The sequence below is a fragment of the Trinickia diaoshuihuensis genome, from assembly GCF_003390925.1.
Lineage (GTDB): Bacteria > Pseudomonadota > Gammaproteobacteria > Burkholderiales > Burkholderiaceae > Trinickia > Trinickia diaoshuihuensis.
Genome location: NZ_QUBS01000086.1, coordinates 78,892 through 98,126, shown reverse-complemented (window position 1 = coordinate 98,126; position 19,235 = coordinate 78,892). Strand labels below are relative to the sequence as shown.

Sequence of the window (19,235 nt, the reverse complement as noted above, 5' to 3'; positions counted from 1 at the left end):
TTCGGTTGCGGTGCATCGCGCGCGCCGCTCATTCGATCACGCTGCGGACGGCCAGGCGCCGGGCGATCGCGCGGCCAAGCAGGTCCGCATGGAATTTGACGATCGTCTCGTGGTTCCCCGGTACCGGCACCAACTCGATCTTCGAGGCGTCGAGCACGGCATCCCAGCCCAGGTGAGCCGGCAGTGCGGGATGGCCCTCCAGCGGCGTGATCGAGGTGTCTTGTGCCGCGAACACGGTGGCATGCGTCTCGATAGGCACGGGCCGCCAACGGTTCATGGCCAGTCCGTGCGCCACCAAGCGTTGCAGGAACTGGCGGTTTTCCTCGGCGCTGTCGTAAGCCAAATGCCATAGCGGGTTGCTCGTCGCGCGCCGCGCTTCGATCGCTTGAACCAGGCGTTCGATCAGATCCTCGACGCGCGACGCGGACTCGAAGCCGATCGTGTCCGGATCGAAGCCGGTGAAGTTGTTGGCGGCGAACGAGTACAGCGTAAGCACCGCCGCGCGATGCGGATCGACCTCGCCGCCAGGCGCCGGCAACGTCGTATCGAATAGACCGAGGAACTCGACTTCGTCGCCACCCGCGATCAGTTGCGTCGCGATTTCGTAGGCAATGAGGCCGCCGAACGACCAGCCCGCAATGCGATATGGTCCCGCCGGCGCGATCCTTTTCATGATGCCGATGAAGCGTGCCGCGATGGCTTGCATCGTCCGGGGCGGCTCGGCGCCTAAGCGCGTGGGCGGCAGACCGTAGACCGGAATATCGGCATCGATGTGCGCGGCCAAATGGCCGAAGTACCACGAGTAGCCCTGCAACGTATGCGTCAAAAACAACGGGCGCTGCGTACCCGCCGTATTGAACGCGACGAAGTCCGCATCGGCCACGGCGCCTTCGTTGCCGCTCGGGGAGCCGCCCTGCCGCCTCGCACGTTCGTTTTGCACGAAATTGGCCAGCGCGTGCACGGTCCGCGTTTCGAACAGGCTGCGCACCGTCAGTTGCATCTCCAGCGCTTCGCCGACCCGGGTCATGACCTTGGCCGCCATCAGCGAATCGCCGCCGAGCGCGAAGAAGTTGTCGTGCCGTCCCACCGCCGCAAGGCCCAGCGCATCGCACCATTGGGCCGCGATCAAGCGCTCGATGGGGCCTTGAGGCGCTTGTCCGGAAGCATCGGCATGTGTCGCGCCTTCGCCGATTTCAATCGATGCCAAAGCGCGGCGGTTCAGCTTGCCGTTCGGCAAAGTCGGCATCGATTCGATCTCGACGAACCGGCTCGGCACCAAATGGGCCGGCAGGCGTGCGAGCAGCCAAGTATGCAGCGCATTGGCGTCGATATGCGCACCGGGACGCGGTACGCAAAAGGCGACGAGGCGGGTGACACCATCGATGCCCCGCCCCGTGGCGGCGGCCACCGCGACTTCGGGATGGGCGCCCAGCGCATGTTCGATCGCGGGCAATTCGACGCGCTGGCCGCGCACCTTGATTTGGAAATCCTCTCGCCCGAGGTGGAGCAATTGGCCGTCCGGCAGCCAGCGGCCGAGGTCGCCCGTTCGCATCATCCGGGTACCGTCGCCTCGCTCGACGAACCGCTCGGCGGTCAGCTCGGGCCGGCGCCAGTAGCCTGGCCCCACGCTTGCACCTTCGACGAATACCTTGCCGACGGCACCCACGGCGACGGGCCTAAGCGAATCGTCGAGCAGATGTACTCGAGTGTTCGCGATGGGGCGGCCCGCTTCGATCACGGATGTGCGGCCGGCAGGCGTCTGATCGGACGCATAGGTGATATCGTTCAACTCGCTGCAGCCGTAATTATTGTGCAGCCTGGCCCAAGGCAAACACCGCGCGAAGCGCTCGCGCAGGCGGCGGCTCAGCGGCTCGCCGGCCGTCGTGACATGGCGCAGGCTCGTGAGCTTGTCTTCATAGTCGAGCAGAACGGCCAGATGCGAGGGCACCAGATTCAACCGTGTGACGCGATGATCGTGAATGGCTTGGGCAAAGGCCGGCGCATCCTTGACCACGATGTCGGGCAAGATGACCTGAGCGATTCCGGCGAGCAGACCCGATAGCATTTCCTTGACCGAGGGCACGAAGGACATCGACGTCTTTTGCCCGACGATCTCGTCGCCCTCATAAGGCGTCCGCTCCCATAACGCATGCAGGCAATTGAGCACTTGACGGTGCTCGACGACGACGCCCTTCGGCTCGCCGGTCGACCCCGACGTATAGGCGATATAAGCGATGTCGCTTGGCCGCGCCGGGCGCGTATCGAGGCGCCCCACCCGCCCCGTCAACCCGACGTCGCGAGCAAACGGTTCCGGTTCAAGCAACAGCGTAGGCGCCGTCGTGTGCCCATACGCGGCGGTCACCTCCGGGGTCGTGACGACGATGCTGGGCTGCGCGTCGTCCAACATCCGCTCGGTATAGGCCCGTGGGTAGGCGGGGTCGATCGGCACGTACGCGCAATTCAACTTGAAGCAAGCCAAAATGGACGCGAGAAAATCGGCCGACCGCGGATGGTGTAGCGCGACCCGCGCCCCCGGGCCGATAGCGCGTTGATGCAACGCATGCGCGATCGCATCCGCCCTGCGATCGAGTTGCGCGTAACTAACGCGCTCCCCTTCGAACCAACAAGCGGGTGCGTCCGGCCGCTGGGCGACTTGGCGCGCGAAGAGTTCGACGACTCCGGCTCCGTCGTAGGCGCGGCTCGGACCGCGCGCGCAATCGAGAAAGCGAGTCTCGGCCGGCGTGAGTTGGACGAGCGTCGATAGCCGGGCGGCGGGCGAGTGGGCAACCCGCTCGAGCAGGTCCAGCCAAACCTCGACGAACAGTTCGACTTCCCGCGCGGCAAAGCGCCCGCTATCGAAATTCGCGACGACTTCGACCTCGTCGTGCTGACCGAAAATCTCCAAATCTAGCGCTGACTGCGCCGTCCGCTCGAACGTCTGCGACAGTACTTCGAGTTTGAGCCCCTCGTCCCATTCTTCGTTCGTAACGGGCGGCACGCTTTGATGGCGCAGAACGATCGGCACCGGCGAGGCGCCGTCGGGCTGCCTCAGTTCGGGGACGAGCGAGAGCATATGCTCGAACGGCAACGCTTGATGCTCCAACGCGCCGAGTACGACGCCGCGCGCCTGCTCGATCAATTCGAGCCCGGTCGGATCGCCGGAGAGATTCAATCGCAACGGCAAGATATTGACGAAGAATCCCACGAGCGCTTCGAGTTCCGGCTCGTCCCGTCCGGCGCTCGTCGTACCGATGCAAAGATCGTCGCGGCCGATGCGCCGCTTGCACGCAACCGCCAATGTCGCGAGGAAGAGTGTGAATATACCCGTGCGTTGCGCGCCGCTCAAATCGGCAACGGAGCGGGCCAGTGCCGTCGGCAGCCGCCGACGCACCTGCCCCAGCGTCCCATGCCGCGTACCGGCTTCGGCCCCGTCGATAGCGATATCGACCGGCTCCCCGTAGCCCTGCAACATCTCTTTCCAGTAGCCGCGTTCGCGATACAGATCGCGCCGGCGTTGGCCGGCGGCGTAGTCGGCATATTGAATCGGCAACGGCGGCAGCACGCGAGCGGCTGTCTCCGGACCGCTCCGATGGGCGGCATACAAGGCGCGCAGATCGTTGATGAGCACGCTCAGCGACCAGCCGTCGGAGACGATGTGATGCATCGACAAAGACACGATATGCCGGCTCGGCGTGACCCGCAGCACCGCCACCGTGAAAAGGGGCCCTTGCTCCAGATCGAATGCCGTCGCCGCGTGCCGCATCAGGGCAGCGCTTACTTCGTCTTCGCCGACGTCGGCGATGTCGAGATGCACGGGTTGTGGGGTATCCACGATTTGCACCGGCATGCCAGCCTGCGCATCGTAGCGAAAGCGCGTCCGCAGCGGCTCATGCCGCACGATGAGCGTATCGATGGCCGCGCGCAGCGCCGAGAGCGACAACGCCCCGTCGAAGGCGAGCGCACCGTGCATGTTATAGGCGCTGCCGCCATCGCGCTGCTGTATCAGCCACAGGCGTTCCTGCATGAACGACAACGGAAGCGCTCCGGCGCGCTCGGCCCCGGCAGGCGGCAGTCCCGCGCCTTCCGGCTTGCCCAAACGCGCGGCGAAGGCGGCGAGATCCTCGGTTTCGAACAGCGCCCGCAGAGTCGCGGCGTCGCCGAAGGATCGGCGCAGCCTGCCGATCGCGCGAACCGCGAGCAGCGAATGGCCGCCGAGTGTGAAAAAATTGTCGCGCCGGCCGACGCGCGGCACGTCGAGCAGTTCGGCCCATACTTGCGCAACCGTCTGCTCCGCTTCGTCGGCGGGCGCCTCGTAGACGGCGCCCGCATCGGCATCGAAACGCGGAGCCGGCAGCGCGCGGCGATCGACTTTCCCGTTCGGCGTCACCGGCATCCGTCCGAGTGCGACGAATGCCGCCGGCACCATGTAGTCCGGCAGGCTCGCCCTTAGGTCGGTCTTGAGCGCCTCCACATCGCGCGTATCGCCGACGAAATAGGCCACGAGACGCTTTTCGCCCGCGGCGTCCGCATGCACGACCACGATCGCGTCGCCCAGCCCTCGCCGCGCCAACTGCGCTTGAACCTCGCCGGGCTCCACGCGAAAACCGCGGATCTTTACCTGCGTGTCGTTACGCCCCAGGTATTCGATATTGCCGTCCGCCCTATACCGCCCCAAGTCGCCGGTACGATACATTCGCGCACCCGGGACCGTGGAGAACGGATCGGGGACGAAGCGCTCGGCCGTCAAGTCGTCGCGATTCAAATACCCGAGCGCCACGCCGTCGCCGCCGATGCAAATTTCCCCGGCCACGCCGGCCGGCACGGGCCTGCCAGCGGTATCGAGCAGATAGACCCGCGTGTTCGAGATCGGCCGGCCGATCGGTACGATCGGATCGTCGGCGTGCTCGGCGCGCAACTCGTAAGTGGTGGCGAACGTCGTCGACTCGGTCGGGCCGTAGCAATGAATCAAATGCTCGGGCGCACTATCGCGCAAGATGCGCTGAATCGCGCGCACGTCGGCCGCGTCACCGCCTGTCAACAAATAGCGCAGACTCGGGAATACCGCGGCCAGCGCATCGACGTGCGCGCTCAGCAGACCCGCGACGAGATGGAGCACGGTGACGCGCTGGACGCGTAGCAACGCCGCCAACTCTGGGGGCGAGAGCAACGTCTCGTGCGGTACGACGACAAGGCATGCCCCGTTGAGCAGCGCACCCCATACCTCCATCGTGCTGGCGTCGAATGCCGGGTTCGAGGTGAAGGCGATCCGGTCGCCCGCATCGAATGCCGCGTATCCGTTGTTCACCGCCAAGCGATTGATGCCGCGATGGGTGACCACGACGCCTTTGGGCTGGCCCGTCGAGCCGGACGTGTACATGATGTACGCCGGTATGTTCGACTCCCACTGCGCCCGTTCGACGCGCGGTGCGGTGTCTTCCGGATCTTGCGCGGCGAGAATGGAATCCACGTCGACGCGCTCCACCTCGGCTTCGGCGGGCAACTCGAACCCCGCCTGGGTGAGCACACAAGTCGCGCCGCAATCGTTCAGCATGTACGCTTGGCGCTGCGGGGGCGCATGACGGTCGAGCGGCACGTACGTCGCTCCGCACTTGAGCACCGCAAGCTGCGCAACGATCAAAGCGGACGATCGATCGAACAGCAGCGCCACGCGATCGCCGGGGTGGATACCCGAACGCATCAGCACGTCGGCAAGCCGATCGGCACGGCGATTCAGGTCGGCATAGGTCAGCGTCGTGCCGTCGCCTGCGACGGCCGGTGCGCGCGGGGAGCGCGCGGCCGTACGTTCGAACAGGACGTGCACCGCTTCGTCGCGCGGGAACGGGCACTCGGTTGCGTTCCATTCGGTCAGCAGTTGCGCGCGCTCGCCGTCCGTGAGAATGGTTAGATCCCGCATCGGCGTTTCGGGCCGAACGTCGAGCGCCTGCGCCAATTGCCGCAGCACTTGCTCGACGTAACCGCATAGACGACTCGCCTCATGGCCCGCGGCGATCTGCGCGGTCAGCTCGAAGGTATCGCCGAGGTCGTCTACGCTCAATGCGCAGGGATAGTTGGTGCGCTCCTCGCCCTCCAGGATTTCGATGCCGTCCCACGCGTGGCGGTCATTACGCGATGCAGCCGCTCGTGCGGCGCTATGACGGAAATTGAGCAGCGCGCTGAACAGCGGCATCGGCGGAGCGACGCCGCTGCACCGCTGAGCGAGCGCGAGCGATGCATACTCATGGCCCAGCAGGCCGGACAATGCCCGGTGTGTTTGGTGCAAGGCCTCGCGTACGCTGCTTGCGTCCAATCCGATTCGGATCGGCAGCGTGTTGATAAACAACCCGAGCGCACGATCGACGTCCGCGTTCGCCTGCCAGCGCCCAAGCAGCACGGTGCCGAAGACCACGTCGCCGCGGCCCGACAACTGCCCCAACACCTGAGCCCACGCCAAGTGGAAGACGCTTGCCACGCTGATCCCCAGCCGCCGCGAGCATTGGCGTAACCGGTCCGATAGATCGGCCGTGAGGTGCCGCCGCGCTTGGGAGATGACCTCGCCCCCGTTGCCTACGTTAGCTAGACCGTACGGCAACGTCGGTTCATCGACGTCGGAGAGCATCTCCCTGAAAAACGCCTCGTGGTCACTCTCTCGGCTAGCGAGGCGGGTACGCGCCACGTACTCGCGAAACGGCGTGGGCAGCGGGAGCGCGTGCCCCTGCCCCAGCAGATGCGCCTGAACTTCGTTCAGCAGCACGTCCACCCCCGCATGATCCAGGGCGATGTGATGGAACAGCAGTACCGCCGCCCAGCGGCCGCGAAGCGCGTCGTGCGCGATATGCAACTGCATCGGCGGCGCCACGTTGAGATCGAGGCGATACCGCTGCGGATCGACGCATCGCGCGAGCTCGGCGTGCGCATCGCCGCTCGCATCCAACGATACCTCGTACACGGGTAACGTTGCCCGCCGATGCACGACCTGTACCGGCTGATCCAATCCCTCCCACGCGATCGCGGTTCGCAGTACGTCGTGGCGATCGACGACGGCCTGCAGTGCGGCGGCGAAGCGTTCGAGCGCTGATCGGTCGTCGAACGTGAAACGGGCGCGTAACAAGTACGAGTCGCCTTGCCGTGCCGTCAGATGATGGTAGAGCACGCCCTCCTGCAGCGGCAATAACGGATAGATGTCTTGGACGTTCCCGGCCCCGCCCGGGACGCTTGCCACGATCGCATCGACCTCCCGTTCGCTCAGCGTGACGAGCGTCAACATCTCGGGGACGATGCGCTGCGCGCCCGCGGGGATCAGATTCGGCGGCGCGGACGGCTCACCTTGCTCGCCGGGGGCCGATTCGATGTCCTGGGCCAGCGCGGCCAGCGTGGGCGCGGCAAATAGCGTCCGGACATCGGTTTTCAATCCTGCACGGCGCAGCCGATCGATCAACGAAACGGCAAGCAGCGAGTGTCCCCCGAGTTCGAAGAAATTATCGAACCGGCCGACGCGCTCGACGCCAAGCGTCGCGCGCCACACCGCCGCCAGCGTTTGCTCCAAGCCGGTCTCGGGCGGGACGAATGCTTGCCCATGCGAAACGCTCGTCTCCGGCACAGGCAGCGCTTTGCGATCGAGCTTGCCGTTGGCCGTCAGCGGGAACGCCGTCAAAGGCACGAACGCCACGGGCACCATGTGCCGCGGCAACACGCGCGAGACGGTGTCGGCAAGCGTTCGCGCCAGCGCCGCCTCGCCGGTGTAGTAGGCGACGATCCGCGGCTCGCCGGGCGCATCCTCGCGCACGAGAACGGCGGCTTCGCGCACCCCTTCGACGCGGCTCAGCACGGCTTCGATCTCTCCCGGTTCGACACGGAAACCGCGGATCTTGACTTGCTCGTCGTTGCGCCCGAGGTATTCGATCTCTCCGGTGGGTAGCCACCGGCCGAGGTCGCCCGTTCGATACATCCTAGCCGTGGGCCCATCGCCGAACGGATCGGCGAGGAATCGCTCGGCGGTCAGTTCCGGACGGTCGAGATAGCCGCGGGCGACTTGTCCGCCTCCGATATGGATTTCGCCCGCCACGCCCATCGGCACCGGCTGGCCTTGCGCATCGAGGATGTAGATGCGCGTGTTTTCGATCGGGCGGCCGATCCGCGCGCCGGAGTCGCCTTCGCTCAATCGGCCCGAAGTCGCGACGACGGCTGCCTCGGTCGGACCGTAGTTGTTGACGAGCGCTTGGTGCGCGGCGAGTCCTTCGAGCGGCCGCTTTAGCCGTTCGCCGCCGATCAGCAACGTGCGAATCCACGGATTGGCGCGGCCTGTCGCATACGCAAGCTCGGCCAATGGCGTCACCAGGAAGCTCACGTCGATCCGTTGGGCCCGCCACCAATCGAGGAGCCGCTCCGGGTCGCCCGCGGTCTTGGCCGGCGGCAACAGCAGCGTCGCCCCGCTGCATAAGGCCGGCCATATCTCCCACGCGGCCGCATCGAATCCTACCCCGGCCATCGAGGTGGTTTGATCACCGGGCTTCAAGGCGAACCTGCCGACGTGCCAGTTCACCAGATTGAGCAGTTGCCGATGCTCGACCATGACCCCTTTCGGTTGCCCCGTCGAACCCGATGTATAAATTACATAAGCTAAATCATGCGGCGCCGGCGACGGCAGCGCGCTCGGCTCGGATGAGGCCGCCGCTTCCAGTGCCAAGCCATCGCCGATGTCGATCGCCGGCACCGGCATGGAATCGAAGAGATGTGCCGTGGGCGCATGAACGAGCAAGGCGACCGGACGGCTGTCGTCCACCATATAGCGTAGGCGAGCGGCGGGATAAGCGGGATCCATCGGCACGTAAGCGCCGCCCGCCTTCATGACCGCCAGAAGCGCGACGACCATCGCCGGGCTGCGCTCGATACAGATCGCCACGCGCGCGTCGGGCCCCACGCCGCATTCGACCAGGTGCTGAGCGAGACGCTCCGCGCACTGGTTCAGATCTCGATAACGATACGCCCGCTCCTCGTGCCGGATTGCGACCGCATCCGGCGTACGCGCCGCTACCCGCTCGAACAGTGCGAGGACCGACTCGTGCGCCTCGTAGTCAGTGGCGGTCGCGTTGAAATCGACGAGCAATTCTCGCCGCTCGTGCGCCGGCAAGATCGTCAATGCATGCATCGGCGTTTGCGGCGCGTGCTCGAGCGCGTCGCACAGACTTTCGAGCGCTTGCAGCGCGTACCCCGCGACACGTGCGGGATCGATGCCGTCGACGGCTTGTACCGTCAGGGACAAAGCATCGCCCCAATCGTCCACCGACAAGACGAGCGGATAATTCGTTCGCTCGTGCGCATCGATCATCGCGATCCCCGGTAGCGCCGTATTCGCTGCCGTGGAAGCCGTCGATGCATCGCTATGCCGGTAGTTCAATAACGCGCCGAACAGCGGCGTCCCCGCAGCCACGCCGCTGCAACGTTGCGCAAGCGCGAGCGACGCGTGTTCATGCTCCAGCAATGCGGCAAGCCGCTCCGCCGTGGACTTGACCGCCGCTCGAACCTCCACGACTCCCGCGTCGACGCGCAGCGGCAACGTATTGATGAACAGGCCCACCGCGCGGCCCGCATCGCTCGCGCTCTGGAAGCGTCCGAATAGTACGGTCCCGAATACGACGGACTGCGCGACACCGCTCACGACCGACAACACGCGTCCCCAAGCGGCATGTACCAAGCTGGCCGTACTGACGTCGAGCACGCGCGCGGTGGTGCGCAGGCGCGCGGCGAGCGATGATGGCACCGCCGCGCTATATTCCGTCACTGTCCTGCCATCGCCGCCGACCTCGCCGCGGCCGTAGGGAAGCGTGGGTTCATCCACGTCGCCGAGCATCTGCCTGAAGAACGCCTCATGGGCGGACCGGCTGACGCCAAGCTTCGCGTGCGCAACGTATTCGCGGTAAGGAACCGGCTGCGCAAGGTGCGCCGAGGGATCCGACAAATAGACTCGCACCTCCTCTTGCACGACCGCCAACGCCGCATGATCGAGTGCCAAGTGATGAAACTGCAGCATGGCCACCCACCGATCGCGGACGCTGTCTTGCGCGAAAATCAAGCGCATCAGCGGAGGACGTCTAACGTCCAGACGCGTGTGGCGCGGATCGAACCGGAGCCTCAAAGCCGCCGCGACGTCGCCATCGGACGACGCGAGCGCCAGCTCGGCCACCTCCAGCGAAGCGTGGCGCCATACCACTTGCACCGGTGTTTCGAGTCCCTCCCATACCACCGCGGTTCGCAACACATCGTGTCGCGCCACGACGCGTTCGAGCGCCGCGATGAAATCGTCGAGCAAGGCGCGCCGCTCGAACGCGAACATACCGTGAAGCAAATACGGGTCGCCGGTCGTCGTCGACAAATGGTGGTAAAGAATGCCCTCCTGCAGCGGCGCGAGCGGATAGATATCTTGGATGTTCGCCGCCCCGCCCGGGACGCTGGCGACGATTGCATCGATCGCCGGCTGCGGCAAATCGACGAGCGTGAGCATCGCCGGCTTGATGCGCTCGGCGCCTAGCGGGATCAAGTTCGGCTGAATCGCCGGGCCGGCAACGTTCGACGTGACGCGCTCGGCCAATTCCGCCAGCGTCGGCGCGGAAAACAACAGCCGGACGTCGGCATGCAGGCCCACGCGCCGCATTCGTTCGATCAGCGCGATCAGCAGCAAGGAATGCCCGCCCAGCTCGAAGAAGTTGTCATGCCGGCCGATCCGATCGACGCCTAGCAGCGCCGCCCAAATCGCACCCAGCACTTGCTCGTTGCCTTCGCGCGGCGGCTCATAGCGCACTTGCCGATAAGCGGCACGGTCGGGCGCCGGAAGCGCCTTGCGGTCGAGCTTGCCGTTCGGTGTCAACGGCAGGGCATCGAGCTGCACGTAGGCCGACGGCACCATGTACTCCGGCAATCGTTCGGCCAGCGAGGCGCGAATGACTTCAAAGTTCGGTGCCGCGCCCGTCAGGTACGCGACGAGCCGCTTGCCGCCGGCCGTCTCGTCGCGCGCGACGACGACCGCGTCTCTCACGCCTTCGATCTCGGCCAACCGCGTTTGAATCTCGCCGAGTTCGATGCGCAAGCCGCGGATCTTGACTTGATCGTCGTTGCGGCCGAGATAGTCGATATTGCCGTCGGGCAGCCAACGCCCCAAATCGCCTGTCCGATACATCCGCGCTCCGGCTGCCGGCGCGAACGGATCGTTCACGAACTTCTCGGCCGTCAGATCGGAACGATTCCAATATCCGCGCGCGACCTGCACGCCGCCGATATGAATTTCACCCGCGATGCCCAGCGGCGCAGGCTGACCGCTCGGATCGAGGATGTAGATCCGCGTATTGCTGATCGGGCGGCCGATCGGCGGGCGTTCGACGCTTGTCGGGTTGCTCGAGGAGCCTGCGGAGACCCACGCCGTGACATCGACGGCCGCCTCGGTCGGGCCGTATAGGTTATGGACCTTGGTTCGCGGCAGCGCCGCATGCGTTTGCCGCAGCAAGCTACCGGGCAGCGCCTCCCCACTGCAGACGACGTGGGCGAGGCTCGTACAGCGCGAGACCTGCGCCGTTTCGAGAAATGCTTGCAGCATCGACGGCACGAAATGCGCGGTCGTGACCCGTTCACGCTCGATCAGATCGCATAGATAGGCCGGATCCTTGTGACCCTCGGCCCGGGCCAGAACCAACTTGGCTCCGGTCATCAAGGGAAGAAAAAACTCCCAGACCGAAACGTCGAAGCTGAACGGCGTCTTTTGCAATACGACATCGTTGCTTTGTGTGTCGAGCGCCGCTTGCATCCATCGCAGCCGATTGACGACCGCATGATGCTCGTTCATCACCCCTTTGGGGCGGCCGGTGGATCCCGACGTGTAGATGATGTAGGCGAGATGATATGCATCGAAGCCGGATAGGACCGGCGGCGCCGTCACCGGCCCGGGCGGTTCAAGATCGGGGCGGCCAAAGGCGCCGATATCGACCACGGGGACGCTCGCGTCTTCGAAAAGATTCCCCGTCCTGCCGTGAGTCAGCAGCACCGCGGGCGCGCTGTCCTCGAGCATGTACCGCAGCCGTGCCTCGGGATAGGCGGGGTCCATCGGCACGTAAGCCGCGCCCGCTTTCAAAATCGCAAGCAGCCCGACCACCATCTCGGGGCTACGCTCAACGGCGATCGCCACGCGCTCGCCGGCTCCCACCCCCGCTTCGGCGAGGCGATGAGCGAGTGCGTTGGCCCGCTCGTCGAGCGCGCGGTACGTAAGATCTTGCGCCTCATAGCGAATGGCGATGGCATCGGGCGTGCGCTTGGCCTGATCTTCGAACAACCCATGCACGGTCTCGCCTTGCGGGTATGAGACGGCGGTCGCATTGAACGTTTCGAGCAGCGTCTCGCGCTCGTTCTCCGGCAATATCGATAGCTCGCGCACCGGCGTTTGCGGCGATGTGTCCAACGCGCGGCAAATGCTATCCAGCGTTTCCGAGAAATAGCCGCATACGCGGGCCGCGTCGATGCCGTCGACGGCCTGCACCGTCACCGAGAAGGCATCGCCTAGATCGTCGATGGACATCGTGAGCGGGTAGTTCGTGCGCTCGACGAAGTCGAGAATGTCGATGCCTTCCCAATCGAGCCCCGCGCCCGCTTCGTCGGTCTCGGCTTCACCGTGCCGGTAATTGAGCAATGCGCCAAAGAGCGGCGCCGGCGCTGCCACGCCGCTGCACCGCTGCGCGAGCGCCAACGGCGCGTGTTCATGGGAAAGCAGCGCGCTCAAGCGCACATGCGCGGCCAACGCGGCGTCACGCACCGGTACCGGTCCGGCATCGATGCGCACCGGCAGCGTATTGATAAACATCCCCATGGCGCGTTCGACGTCGCCGCCCGAGAGCAGACGCCCCATCAGAACCGTGCCGAACACGACATCGTCTCGTCCCGAGAGCGCGGCGACCACGCGCGCCCAAGCCAAGTGATGAAGGCTTGCGACGCTCACGCCGAGCGCTCTCGCGTGATCGCGCAGGCGCTCGCTCGATCCCGGCGACAGCGCAAGCTTAGCCTCCCGCACATCGCGCCCATCGCCGCGAACGTCGGCAATGCCGAACGGCAGCGTCGGTTCGGTAACGTCCGCCAACATGTCACGGAAGAACGCCGCATGGCCTTCGTCGTCGGCACGGCTGCGCGTCTGCGCCACGTAGCGGCGATAAGCAAGCTGGGGCGCGAGCCCCTCGCCGCCGTCGCGCATGATCCGCGCGATCTCTCGCCGCATCAACCTGAGCGAGGTCGCATCGTCGATCAAATGGTGAAACAGGAGCACCGCGTACCAAGCATCGCTGTCCGGATCTCGCGTGTAGGCGATCTTCATCAGCGGCGCGCGCCTGACGTCGAGCCGTATCCGTCGCGGATCGAAGCGGGCTTTCAATTGCTCGCGAACGGATCCGCTCTCATGACCGGCGCCCGCCAATGCAACCTCCTCGGCTTGCAAGTGCGCGCGGCGCAGTACGACCTGCACCGGTTCGTCGAGTCCTTCCCACACGATGACGGTTCGTAACACGTCATGGCGTGCGACGACTTCGCGCAGTGCCGCGATGAGTGCTTCGAGGCGAGCCTTCGAATCGACGCCGAGCAACACTTGGATGAGATACGGATCGCCCTCGCGCGCCGACAGATGGTGATAAAGGATGCCTTGCTGAAGCGGTGCGAGCGGATAGATGTCCTGTATGTTCGCGCAGCCGCCCGGTACTCGCACGGCGATCCGGTCGATTGCCGATTGATCGAGCGTCACGAGCGGCAGCATCTCGGGCGTGATCCGAGCACATGCATCCGGAATGCGGTTATCGGGTACCTCGTCGCGGACGGCGGGCGCGACGGCCGCAGCCAGTGCGGCAAGCGTCGGCTGGCTGAACAGCACTTTGACGTCCGCCGTCAGGCCTGCCCGCCTCATCCGTTCGATGAGCTTGACGGCCAGCAGCGAATGCCCGCCGAGTTCGAAGAAATGATCTTGGCGGCCGACACGTTCGACGCGCAACACCTCGGACCATATGCGCGCGAGCGTTTGCTCCGGCTCGCCGCGCGGCGCCTCGTACACGCTCGACCGGGACGTCTGGACCGACGGTTCCGGCAATGCGCGGCGATCGAGCTTCCCGTTCGGCGTCAATGGGAAGCGCTCGAGGTACACGTAGGCGCCCGGCACCATATGTTCCGGCAAGCGTGAGCGCACGTGCTCGCGCAGCGTCCGCGCATCGCGGTATTCGCCGCTGTAATACGCCACGAGACGCTTGTCGCCGGTGCTCTCCTCGCGCGCCAGTACGTGCGCTTCGCGCACGCCCTCGGCTTCAGACAGCACCGCCTCGATTTCGCCGAGTTCGATGCGAAAGCCGCGCACTTTGACTTGGTCGTCGTTACGCCCCAAATACTCGATACTGCCGTCGGGCAGCCAGCGTCCGACGTCGCCGCTCCGATAGAGCCGCGCGCCGGCGGTCGAGGCGAACGGATGACGCACGAAGCGAGCGCCGGTCAGCTCGGGACGATTCAGATAGCCTCGCGCCACGCCCGCGCCACCGACATACAGCTCCCCCTCGACGCCGGCTGGAACTGGCTGCATGCCCGCGTCGAGAATGTGGACTTCCAGATCCGGAATCGGGAGACCGACCGAGTTGGCGCGGGTGCGCTCACCTGCTCGAACGTCGCTTGCATCGATCGGGCGATACGTCACGTGAACGGTCGTCTCCGTGATGCCGTACATATTGACGAGCTGCGTATCGGCGTTGACCGCCCGGTCGAACCAAGGCGCCAACGTCGACAACTCGAGCGCCTCCCCGCCGAAGATCACCGTGCGCAAACGATGCGGGCGCGCATTTTCTCCTTGCGCGGCGATCAATTGCTGGAAGGCCGACGGCGTCTGGTTGAGCACCGTCACGCCCTGCTCGCACAGCAGGGCGTAGCAGTCTGCGGGAGAACGGCTCGTCAAGTAAGGGACGATGACCAAGCGAGCGCCGTGCAACAGCGCGCCCCAGATTTCCCAAACCGAGAAGTCGAAGGCGAACGAGTGAAACAATGCCCAAACGTCGCGCTCGCCGAAGTGAAACCAGTCCCGCGTGGCGTCGAACAGACGTGTCACGTTTCGATGCTCGACCATGACGCCCTTGGGGCGTCCGGTGGAACCGGATGTATAGATGACATAAGCGAGCCGATCCGGACTCCCGTGGTTCGCTTGCGGATTACCCGCCTGCTCTCCGGGGCTTGCGCCCTCATACGCATCATCGAGGCCGAGCACCGGTATGCCGATCGCGGCATGGCGGACATGCTCGAGCGTCGGGCCGTGGACGAGGATGGCAACCGGTGCGCAGTCCTCGAGCGTCCAGGCCAGCCGCTCCGGCGGATAAGCCGGATCGAGCGGCACATAGGCGCCGCCCGCTTTCAGGATTGCGAGCAGGCCGACGATCATCTCGATGCCGCGTTCGGTGCAAATCGCGACGCGATCGTCGGCATTCACGCCCAACGTCATCAAGCGCCGGGCAACCCGGTTCGCACGCTCGTTGAGCGCGGCATAGGTCAGCGAGCGGTCGCCGAACGTCAGCGCCACGGCGTCGGGCATGCGTTCGACCATTCGCCCGAAGCGTTCGTGGATGGTTTCCGTCGCGGCGAACGCCGCTTTGGCGCGGCTCCATTGCGCGAGCATGCGCCGCTCGGCCGGCGTGGTCAATGCAAGGCGTTCCACCGGCCGTGTGGGCTCGGCGAGCGCCTCCTCCAACAATGCCAGCAAACGCTCGGCCGTCGTCTCGATCTCCCCGGCGTCGAACCAGGCGAGGTTGTACATGAAGTGGATCCATGCACAATCGTCGTGGGGATTGTCGCGGATATGCAGCATCAGCGGCAGTTGCTCATAGCCGCTCGACAACATGTGAATACGAGCCAAGCCCGCGCCGAAACGCAAGTCGTAGTCGTCGCGCTCGTAGGAAACCGAGAGGTCGAATATTTGCGCGCGCCTCGACTTCCATAGCTCCACGGCCCGGTTCAGCTCGCTGAGCGGAAAACCTTGATAGCGGTAATCGTGCTTCAGCGTACGCCCGATCGAGTGCAGCAGCGCCTCGAACGACGCGCCACCGTCGAACGGCAAACGTACCGCGCTCACGCCGACGCACATCCCGGCCGTGTCCTTCAAGCGGGCGTTCGGACGGTTCAAGACAGGCAGACCGACGACAATCTCGTCTCGTTGCTTCGTCCGCGCGTAATAGATCTGTAGCGCGGCGAGCATGACGTGCAACGGCGTGGAGCCGTGCCCGCGTGCGAATGAGACGATGCGATCGAAAAAGGCGCGCGGCATTCTCACCGCATGGTGTCCGCTCGGCGATGCGCCTCCCTCCGAGCGTTCGCGCTCGCGTCGAGCGAATAGCGGATCCGGCACCGACCGGTATTTATCGAGCCAGTATGTGCGTTGCCGTTCGAATTGAGGCGATGCGCGGTACGTACGATCGCGCTCCGCGAATTCCGTGTAAGACGGCGCAGCCAACGGAGCCGCCGCGCCCTCGTTCAATGCCGTATAGATACGGCACAACGAATCGACGAGCAGACCGATCGCCCACCCGTCGACGATCACATGATGAAAATTCAGCGTGAAGAAGTAATGCGTATCGCTGAGCTTGAGCAGTTCGAATCGGTAGAGCGGCGCGGCGCCATCCAAGGGAAATGGCGCTTGCAGTTGCCGCGCAGCCCACGCGCATGCCTCGGCAAGCGGATCGCCGCTTGCCGAAAAGTCGTGCACGGGAACCGTCACCGCCACCGCTTCCGCGATCGCTTGCAGTGGCATCCCCTCGTCGTCGGTAGACGGCAACAAGACCGTCCGTAATGCGTCGTGCTTCTCGATCAGCAGATTCACGGCCCGTTCGAATTGCTCGGCGTCTACCGCCCCCTCGATTTCCGTATAGCCGCCGATCTTATAGACCGGCGCATCGCCATGAACGAGCTGGTCCAGCCAAATTTCCCGCTGCGCCGTGGTCAGTGGAAAAGTCTTTGAAAGCAATGGGCTGCGAATCATGCGTGTCCCTCGTACGAATGCTTTAGGCGTCGGACGCAACGTGCGCCGCGCAGACCTGGGTCGGCCGGAATAACGGGAAGCCGCGAGCGCGGGCGCTTAGGAGCCGCCGGCCCAAACGTGCTCGACCGCTTCGACGATCCCGCGCGCCTTGACCATGGTCTCGTCGAATTCCTCGTCTGGGTCGGACAATGCCGTAATCGCTCCGCCCACCCCGAGATGCGCGGTACCGGCGCTGATCGCGACCGAACGGATTACGATGCTGAAGTCACAGGCGCCCGACGTCCCGAACCATCCAAGCGCGCCGGAATAGATGCCGCGCGGACCCTGCTCCAGCCGATCGATGATTTCCATCGTTCGCTTTTTCGGCGCGCCGGTCATCGAACCGCCCGGGAACGTCGCACGAATGCAACCGACGGAGGACACCCCGGGCTTCAATGTGCCGCGCACGGTGGAGACGAGCTGGTGTACGTGCGAGTACGTTTCGACGTCGAACAGCTTCGGCACGTGGACCGAGCCCATTTCGCAGACTTGCCCCAGATCGTTGCGGAGCAAATCGACGATCATCAGGTTTTCAGCTCGGTCTTTTTCGCTCGTCCTCAGTTGCTGCGCGAACGCCGCGTCTTCATCGGGCGTGCGTCCGCGCGGACGCGTACCCTTGATCGGCTTCGCCTCGGCCACGCGCTGCCGATCGACGCATAGGAAGCGCTCGGGCGACGCGCTGACCAGCGCGAATTCGCCCGCGTTGAAATACGCCGCGTGCGGCGCCGGCGATAGCGCGCGCATCGCACGGTACAGAGCGAACGGCCGCTCGCGATACTTGAACGTGATCGAGTTCGTGAGGCAGATTTCGTAGCTTTCGCCGTGCAAGATCTCCCTCAAGGCCTCGCCGATCTTGTTCACGTAGGTGTGGCGGGGGTGCCGGATCTCGGCATGCGCGGCGATCCAGGCTTGCACCTCCTCGAGCGCCAACTTGCGCCGCTGGGCTGCATGGGGCGCGGCCTCGTCTTCGCTCTTCGCGCGTAGCGCCGCGATCGTCGCACATGCCGACTCGAACCACGCGCGCGCCTCCTCGCGGGAGACATCGTCATCGACTAGATGAAGCAAATAGGTTTCATCGGCGGCGTGATCGATAACGAGCATGCGCGTCGCAAACAGAAAGGCCGCGTCGGCAACGGCGGACCGATGCGGATGGGCGCCGATCGTCTCCGCCTTGACCTCATAGCCGAATACGCCCGCATATCCGAGATCGAAGCCGAACGGAAGTGGTGTCCGACACGTGATCGTGCGCCGCGCGAGCCTTGCTTCCAAAAAGTCGAAAATACTTTCGACCCGCTGAGCGCGCGCGTTACCGCCGGTATGGACGGTTGCCGTGCGGGTACGCACGTCATAAGTAATGCGCTCGCCGTATCTGCCGTGCGCGTCGCCCATGAACGTAAAGCGCGAGAAGCCGGGCACGACTAGGCTGCTCTCGAACAAGAACGCCGCGGCGTCTAGCCCGAACACGCGCTCGAACAGCGCGGCCGCATCGGCGTGGCCCGGGATCCGCATCACCTCGAGCTCAAAAGCGTTCATCGTGGATCTCCTCGACACAAGACATATCCGCCGTCGGCGTCCGCACCCGCTTTCAGGCCGCACGCCGGCTTTTGTGGGCGAGCGCGATATCGCGGAAATTGCGAAATAACTCCGCGCCCCCTTCGGTACAAATCGACTCGGGATGAAATTGCACGCCGTGCAGCGGGCGCGTTCGGTGGCGGATCCCGTGAATGACGCCGTCCTCGCCCCAGGCGCTCAATTCAAACGGACCGGCTACTTCCTTCACGACGAGCGAGTGATAGCGCACGACCGAGATTTGCGGCGGCAAACCTCGAAATAGGCCGTGGCCGTCGTGTCGAACGACGCTCACGCGGCCGTGCCTCGGCTCGGGCGCCAGGACGACATCCATGCCGTGCTCGTGCGCCATGCATTGATGGCCGAGGCAGATCCCGAGCAACGGCAGTTGCGTCTCTCGGATTACGCGGGCGCTAATCCCGACATCGGCCGGGACCGCGGGGTTGCCCGGCCCGGGCGAGACGATGATGCAGTCGTAACGCTCCATGCCGATCTCCTCGATCGGCGCCGTGTTCAGCACGACTGTCGGCTCGACGCCGCACACCTGGCCCATGAGCTGGAAGACGTTGTAGGTGAACGAGTCGAAGTTATCGATGATCAGTGTTTTGCACAT

Annotated in this window: 3 protein-coding genes; all 3 read right to left on the bottom strand. The window is 65.0% G+C overall.

Features of this window, described 5'->3' with window-relative positions; all coding sequences use genetic code 11:
• Positions 1-28 precede the first annotated feature (28 nt).
• Positions 29-17,014, bottom strand: a complete 16,986-nt coding sequence (locus DXT59_RS24275) for a non-ribosomal peptide synthetase (protein ID WP_116140003.1) — start codon at positions 17,012-17,014, stop codon at positions 29-31.
• Positions 17,015-17,110: 96 nt separating this feature from the next.
• On the bottom strand, positions 17,111-18,586 hold the full coding sequence (gene pabB / locus DXT59_RS24270) for an aminodeoxychorismate synthase component I (protein WP_205417470.1): 1,476 nt from the start codon (positions 18,584-18,586) through the stop codon (positions 17,111-17,113).
• A gap of 52 nt (positions 18,587-18,638) precedes the next feature.
• Positions 18,639-19,235 carry an anthranilate synthase component II gene (locus tag DXT59_RS31005; RefSeq protein ID WP_205417469.1) on the bottom strand — a complete coding sequence of 199 codons (597 nt, stop codon included), beginning with the start codon at positions 19,233-19,235 and terminating at the stop codon, positions 18,639-18,641.